Raw genomic sequence first — 6976 nt, forward strand, 5'->3', positions numbered from 1 at the left:
ACCCCATCCCCCCAGTAACCACCCGCAGCCGCCGCCGCACCGCGTCCCGCGGATCCGGCTGGCGCGCCAGCAGCGTCCGCGCGATCCGTCCGGCGCGGGTCGCCGGCTCCGAGGAGCCCTCGCGCACCGAGGTCACCAGCGCGCCTTCGATCAGCAGCATCAGCTCCGGTGCGAGTGTTGCGTGGTCGTCGCGGCCGGCGGCGATCAGCAGCTGCTGCACGTAGTCCGTGACCGCGTTCTTGTGGGCCACCACGACCTCGTGGATCGGGCTGTCGCGGTCGGCGGCCTCGATCATCGCGTTGATGAATGCGCAGCCCCGGTAGCCCGCTCCGTCCAGCCACTCGCCCAGCGCGTCGAACAGTGCCACGGGCCGTTCGGACGCCGGGACGCGGTAGCTCTCGATCGTCGCGCGCAGCCAGGCCCGCCAGCGTTCGTCGGTGCGGGTGAGGACCTCGACCACCAGGGCTTCCTTGCTCGTGAAGTGCCGGTAGAACGACGCCCGACCGACCGCTGACTCGGTCAGGATCCGTTCCACCCCGACCGCGCGGATTCCCTGGTCGTAGAACAGTTTTTCGGCCGCATCCAGTAGTCGTTCGCGCGCCTGTACCGCCATGGCTAGGAATGGTACCGATCGGTTCCCAGGGGACGCCACCGCTGATATCGGGAATGGCACCGATCGGTACCGTTCTGAGCGCAAGGCGTTGATATCACTCGGTACTGGTCGGTGCCGTCTGTCGGCGGCGGGGGCCGGGCCCGCGAAAAAGCCCCGGCCCCCATCGGGGAGCCGGGGCTCGATGCCCGTACTCGTGCTCGGCCCTCGTGCTCGGCCTCGCTCGGCGCGCGCTCGCTTCGCCTTTAGCCGATGGCCTTCTTCAGCGCCTCGGCCCGGTCGGTCCGCTCCCAGGTGAAGTCCGGCAGATCGCGGCCGAAGTGCCCGTAGGCCGCGGTCTGCTGGTAGATCGGGCGCAGCAGGTCCAGGTCGCGGATGATGGCGGCCGGCCGCAGGTCGAAGACCTGGAGCAGCGCCTCCTGGATCCGGACGTCCTCCACCAGGCCGGTGCCGAAGGTCTCCACGAACAGCCCGACCGGCTCGGCCTTGCCGATCGCGTACGCGACCTGGACCTCGCACCGCTCCGCGAGGCCGGCCGCGACCACGTTCTTGGCCACCCAGCGCATCGCGTAGGCCGCCGAGCGGTCCACCTTGGACGGGTCCTTGCCGGAGAAGGCGCCGCCGCCGTGCCGGGCCATGCCGCCGTAGGTGTCGACGATGATCTTGCGGCCGGTCAGCCCGGCGTCGCCCATCGGGCCGCCGATCTCGAACCGGCCGGTCGGGTTGACCAGCAGCCGGTAGTCGGTGGTGTCCAGGTCCAGCGCGGCCACCTCCGGGGCCACGACCTGCTCGCGGATGTCCGGCGTGAGCAGGTTCTCCAGGTCGATGTCGGAGGCGTGCTGGGTGGAGAGCACCACGGTGTCCAGGCGGACCGCCTTGTGGCCGTCGTACTCGATGGTCACCTGGGTCTTGCCGTCCGGGCGCAGGTACGGGACGGTGCCGTCCTTGCGCACCGCGGCCAGCCGGTGCGCCAGCCGGTGCGCCAGCGCGATCGGCAGCGGCATCAGCTCCGGGGTGTCGGTGCAGGCGTAGCCGAACATCAGGCCCTGGTCGCCGGCGCCCTGGCGGTCCAGTTCATCAGTGTCGCCTTCGACCCGCGCTTCATAGGCGTCATCGACGCCCTGCGCGATGTCCGGGGACTGCGAGCCGATGGACACCTGGACGCCGCAGGAGGCGCCGTCGAAGCCCTTCTTGGACGAGTCGTACCCGATGCTCAGGATGGTCTCGCGCACCAGGCGGGCGATGTCGGCGTACGCGGTGGTGGTCACCTCGCCGGCGATGTGCACCTGGCCGGTGGTGAGCATGGTCTCGACGGCGACCCGGGACTTCGGGTCGTCCTTGAGCAGGGAGTCGAGGATCGCGTCGCTGATCTGGTCGGCGATCTTGTCGGGGTGCCCCTCGGTCACCGATTCGGAGGTGAACAGGCGGCGGACGGTACCGGACATGGGTACTCCTAGGTTCGCAGCGGCTGCTGACTACAGGTCGACGCGACGCCCCGGCCCCCGAACGAAGCGCACACGCCTGGGGGCTCCCCGGGCGCGTGCGTGTCACGAAGATCGAAACGACCGCGAGGCCAGTTTAGTCGGTGCGGGTGCGCACCTTAAGTACCCGGTCCCAGATGACGTCGGCGAGCCGTTCCTTCGGACCGTCCCCGACCGGCTCCTCCGAACCGTCCGCGCTGATCAGGACGGCCGCGCTGTGGTCCGCGCCGAACGTCAGGTCCACCCCGACCTCGTTGACGACCAGCAGGTCGACGCCGTACTTGGCGCGCTTGGCGCGGCCGTGCTCCAGCCACGTCCCGTGCGCATCACCGGTCTCAGCGGCGAACCCCACCACCGTCTGTCCCGGCCGGATCCGGGAGTGACCGAGCTCACGCAGCACGTGCGGGTTCTGGACCAGCCGTATCTCGGGGGCCGAACTGTCGTCGGCCTTCTTGATCTTCGACTCGGCCGGCTCGGCGGGCCGGAAATCGGCCACCGCGGCGGCCATCACCACGACGTCGGCGTTCCGCGCGGCCGCGCGCACCGCGTCCCGCAGCTGTGCGGTCGTCGCCACCCGGACCACGTCCACCCCGGCCGGATCGGGCAGCGAGGTGTTGGCGGCGACCAGAGTCACCCGCGCGCCGCGGGCCACCGCGGTGGCCGCCAGCGCGTAGCCCTGCTTGCCCGAGGAACGGTTGCCGATGTAGCGGACCGGATCGATCGGCTCGCGGGTGCCGCCGGCCGAGACCACGACGTGCAGCCCGGCCAGATCCGCCGCGGCCGTGCCGCGGGTCAGCAGGGAGCGGCAGTACTCGAAGATGGCCGAGGGGTCCGGCAGCCGACCCTTGCCGGTGTCGGCCCCGGTCAGCCTGCCGACCGCGGGCTCGATGACGTACAGACCACGCCGGCGCAGGGTCGCGACGTTCTCCCGGGTGGCGGCGTTCTCCCACATCTCGGTGTGCATGGCCGGGGCGAACACCACCGGGCAGGTGGCGGTGAGCAGGGTGTTGGTCAGCAGGTCGTCGGCCAGCCCGTGCGCGGCCCTGGCCAGCAGATCGGCGGTGGCGGGGGCGACGACGACCAGGTCGGCGTGCCGGCCGAGGCGCACGTGCGGCACCTCGTGCACGCGCTCCCACACCTCGGTGGCCGCCGGCCGCCCGGACAGCGCGGCCCAGGTCGGCTCGCCGACGAAGTGCAGCGCGGCGGCGGTCGGGACCACGGTGACCGCGTGCCCGGACTCGGTGAAGAGCCGCAGCAGCTCGCAGGCCTTGTACGCGGCGATGCCGCCGCCCACGCCGAGAACGACGTCGGGCGGCGGCATCGTGGAGTGTTCAGTCACGCTTCAACCCTAGGGCGATCACCGCGTGACGGCCGACCGGGGTCGGCTGCGGAGTTACTGGATGACCGAGCCGGGCGCGCCGGCCTCGATCGGCTCGGCGGTCAGCAGGCCGGCGTTGATCTCGCGCAGCGCGATCGACAGCGGCTTCTCGTGGACGTGGGTGTCCACGAGCGGGCCGACGTACTCCAGCAGACCCTCGGAGAGCTGCGAGTAGTAGGCGTTGATCTGCCGGGCGCGCTTGGCCGCGTAGATCACCAGGCTGTACTTGGAGCCGGCGGCGTCCAGCAGCTCGTCGATCGGCGGGTTGATGATGCCTTCGGGCTCAGTGGCGGACACGCGTGAGGACTCCTGTCGCAGACGAGCAAGATCATTTCCGGATCTCCACGACCCGGACGTTCTAGAATAACAGCTCCGACGGCCCGGACCTGCCGCTGTGGTGAGTCAGTGGTTTATCGGCGAACCGGTGACCAGCTCGACCAGTTCCGCCGCCGCTTCGGCGACCGTGGTGTTCACGATCGTCACGTCGAACTCGCTCTCGGCGGCCAACTCGATCCGGCCGGTGTCCAAGCGCGCCTCGATGACGTCCTCGGGCTCGGTGCCCCGGCCGCGCAGCCGCTGCTCCAGCACCTCCCAGGAGGGCGGGGCCAGGAAGACCAGGCGGGCGGCGGGCATCGCGCGGCGGACCTGGCGCGCGCCCTGCAGCTCGATCTCCAGCAGGACCGGCTGGCCGGCGGCCAGGCGTTGCCCGACGGGGCGGCGCGGGGTGCCGTAGAGGTTGCCGGCGTACTCGGCGTGCTCCAGGAACTCGCCCTCGGCGATCAGGTCCTCGAAGGTGGGCCGGTCGTAGAAGAAGTAGTGCACGCCGTCGACCTCGTCGGGCCGGGGCTTGCGGGTGGTGGCCGAGACCGACAGCCACACCTCGGGATGGACCTCGCGCACATGCTTGGCGAGCGTCGTCTTGCCGACGCCTGAGGGACCCGAGAGCACTGTGAGAAGTGCGGGGGCAGTGTCCGATTCAAAGGCAGGGGTGTCGGAACCGTGGCCGTCCGTTCCGGCGCGATCGCTCATGGGAGAAGATCGTACCGGGCCGCAGGGCCGCGATTCCGACGGTTGTACCGCGTCGCCTACCTCGGCGTCTCAACGAGGCGCCGGGGCAGGTTGGACGTCACGCGCCGAATTCACGCTCCAGTGATGCGATCTGGTTGGCGCCGAGCCCACGGATCCGGCGCGTCTCTGAGATATCGAGACGCTCCATGATCTGCTTGGCCCGGACCTTACCGATGCCGGGCATCGATTCCAGAAGAGCCGAGACCTTCATCTTTCCGATGATCTCGTTCTTCTGACCTTCGCGCACAACGTCGGACAGGGTCACGCCGCCCGCCTTTAGACGGAGCTTCAGAGCGGCGCGCTCACGCCGCGCCTCTGCTGCCTTCTGAAGTGCGGCCGCACGCTGTTCTGGAGTGAGGGGCGGAAGAGCCACGCCGGTTCACCTCTGGACTTCGAGTACTGTCGGTGGACTTGTCCGGGTTCGACCGAGGCCTATGGCATGCCTCGAACTCCCCCAAGACATGCGGGACCTCACCTGGCGGACGAGACCCGCGGGTACAACTGGTGGAACGAATCCGCAGCGTACACCCGTAGTCGGGGGCTAGGAGAGGGGATCTGCGCTTCTCGTTCGGCCAGCCCGTGGGCATACCCGGACCAATGGGGGCGAGTCCGGCGTAATTCGTGGCGGATTGCAGGGCTCGAATCACACCGTCATGCCCCTGATATCGCGTCAGATCCGTTTACCCGAACCGGCATTCCGGCGCGCCGGGGTATCGGCCGCGACCGCTCGCGGCCTATGACGCATCCAGCCTTTGAGTAACGGCGGGACAACGCCGGAATATCGCACGGAGGTTCAGACGGAGCCGGAGAAGGTATCGCAGGACCGGAAGTCTCCGGTTTGGTAACCCGTGAGGAACCACTTCTGACGCTGCGCCGCCGAACCGTGGGTCCAGGTCTCCGGGGTGACCCGGTGCTGGTACTGGGCCTGGATCCGGTCGTCGCCGACCGCGGCCGCGGCGTCCAGTCCGTCCGAGATGTCCTGCTTGGTGAGATCCTTGATCAGGACTCTGCCGTAGGCGTCCTTCGTCGTCGTGGCGTAGTGGGCCCACAGCCCGGCGTAACAGTCTGCCTGGAGTTCCACCCGCACCGCACCGCTGTTCGCACCTTGTTGCGACGACTGGCTCTGGCCCAGCGCCCCGGTGAGGTTCTGGACGTGGTGTCCGTACTCGTGGGCGAGGACGTAGGCCTGCGCGAACGGCCCGCCGCGGGCGCCGAACTTGGTTTTGAGCTCCTGCCAGAAACCCAGGTCCAGATAGACCGTGCGGTCGGCCGGGCAGTAGAAGGGGCCGACCGCGGAGGTCGCGGTGCCGCAGCCGGTGCGGGTGGCACCGCTGAAGATGACGGTCTGGGCCCGCGGGTACTTCTGGTTGTCGGCGGCGAAGAAGCCGGTCCAGTAGTTCTGCACGGAGTTCACGATGGCCACCACCCGGCAGTCGTCGCTGACGTTGGCGTCGGCGCCGGTGCGGCACTTGGCGGCCAGCGAGCCGCTGCTGACGGTCCCGGAGACGTCGCCGCTGCTGGAGGACGACAGGGCGTTCGAGGTCCCGCCCGAGCCGTCGGTCAGCGCCAGCGGCACCCCGACCACGGCCGCGATCAGGGTCAGGATCAGGCCGATCAGCCCGCCCCGGCCGCCGGGCAGGCCGAAGCCGCCGCCGAAGCCGCCCCCGAGGCCGCCGCCGCGGGCCGGGCCGGAGCCGCGCTCGTCGCGGACCTGTCCGGAGTCCAGTCGGGCGTCGTCGTCGAACTGCATATCGCAATCTTCCTGGACGAATCGGTCCGGTCCGCGCCGACACGCGGGAAGGGGGCGGGCCGCGGTGCGCGGCGGTGACCGCGCGATGTCTTCAAATCCGGGCCCTGACCCAATAGCCTGCGCGCGTTCCACGAGTGTCACGGGTCACACCACGGGTCACACACGGAAGGAACCGCCGGCATGGCGCACGGGCACGTTCACCGTTCCTCCCCGCGGCGTGGCGCCCGGATCTCGGTGCCGATCACGATCGTGGTGGCGCTGGTGCTGGGGGCGTCCGCGGGCGGGGCGGCTTGGTACTCGGCACGGCACCGGCACACATCCGGCGCGGCCGCCTCGGTTTCCTGCGCCTCGCGGCCGACGACGGTCTCGGCGGTGGTCGCGCCGGACCTGGCGAGCGTGCTGGCGCCGGTGCTCGCGCCGCAGCCGGTGCCGTGTGTGCGGGTGCTGATGACCGCGGCTGACTCGGCGGACATGGCGCAGTACCTGGCCGGCAGCGGTGCGGCCCCGGCGGGGGTGAGAGGGCGGCCGGACGTGTGGATCCCGGACACGTCGCTGTGGTTGGAGCTGGCGCGGGCCACGGCCGCAGGGCAGGCGGCGGTGCCGCAGAACGGGAGTTCGGTGGCTGATTCGCCGACCGTGGTGGCGGCGCCGAAGGCGGTGGCGGATGCGCTGGGCGGGGTGGGTCCGCC

At 70.4% G+C, this 6976-nt stretch carries 7 protein-coding genes and 1 pseudogene; 1 reads left to right on the forward strand and 7 read right to left on the reverse strand.

All coding sequences use genetic code 11. From position 1 onward, the window contains the following. The 7 genes from KGQ19_RS46415 to ypfJ form a co-directional block, all read right to left on the reverse strand. Positions 1 to 613, reverse strand: a 613-nt coding sequence (locus KGQ19_RS46415; protein WP_212021659.1) for a TetR/AcrR family transcriptional regulator, incomplete at its 3' end; no start/stop codon positions are given. A gap of 242 nt (positions 614 to 855) precedes the next feature. Next, positions 856 to 2055 carry a methionine adenosyltransferase gene (metK, locus tag KGQ19_RS46420; RefSeq protein ID WP_212021661.1) on the reverse strand — a complete coding sequence of 400 codons (1200 nt, stop codon included), beginning with the start codon at positions 2053 to 2055 and terminating at the stop codon, positions 856 to 858. A 133-nt stretch (positions 2056 to 2188) separates the two neighbouring features. Next, the gene (coaBC, locus tag KGQ19_RS46425) at positions 2189 to 3412 is read right to left on the reverse strand and encodes a bifunctional phosphopantothenoylcysteine decarboxylase/phosphopantothenate--cysteine ligase CoaBC (protein ID WP_212021668.1); all 1224 of its coding nucleotides are present in this window, start codon (positions 3410 to 3412) and stop codon (positions 2189 to 2191) included. A gap of 72 nt (positions 3413 to 3484) precedes the next feature. Further along, positions 3485 to 3766, reverse strand: a complete 282-nt coding sequence (rpoZ, locus tag KGQ19_RS46430) for a DNA-directed RNA polymerase subunit omega (protein ID WP_015793932.1) — start codon at positions 3764 to 3766, stop codon at positions 3485 to 3487. A gap of 105 nt (positions 3767 to 3871) precedes the next feature. Then, the gene (gmk, locus tag KGQ19_RS46435) at positions 3872 to 4498 is read right to left on the reverse strand and encodes a guanylate kinase (protein WP_212021663.1); all 627 of its coding nucleotides are present in this window, start codon (positions 4496 to 4498) and stop codon (positions 3872 to 3874) included. A gap of 97 nt (positions 4499 to 4595) precedes the next feature. Then, positions 4596 to 4910: an integration host factor, actinobacterial type gene (gene mihF / locus KGQ19_RS46440; protein ID WP_015793934.1), complete on the reverse strand. Its 315-nt coding sequence runs from the start codon at positions 4908 to 4910 to the stop codon at positions 4596 to 4598. 420 nt (positions 4911 to 5330) lie between these two features. Continuing rightward, complete coding sequence (gene ypfJ, locus KGQ19_RS46445) at positions 5331 to 6287, reverse strand: KPN_02809 family neutral zinc metallopeptidase (protein ID WP_212021665.1); 957 nt, start codon at positions 6285 to 6287, stop codon at positions 5331 to 5333. A 180-nt stretch (positions 6288 to 6467) separates the two neighbouring features. Between ypfJ and KGQ19_RS46450 the strand changes: the two are divergent. Then, positions 6468 to 6976 (forward strand): annotated as a pseudogene (locus KGQ19_RS46450) (substrate-binding domain-containing protein); the annotation flags it as partial.

This window comes from Catenulispora pinistramenti, assembly GCF_018274385.1.
GTDB lineage: Bacteria > Actinomycetota > Actinomycetes > Streptomycetales > Catenulisporaceae > Catenulispora > Catenulispora pinistramenti.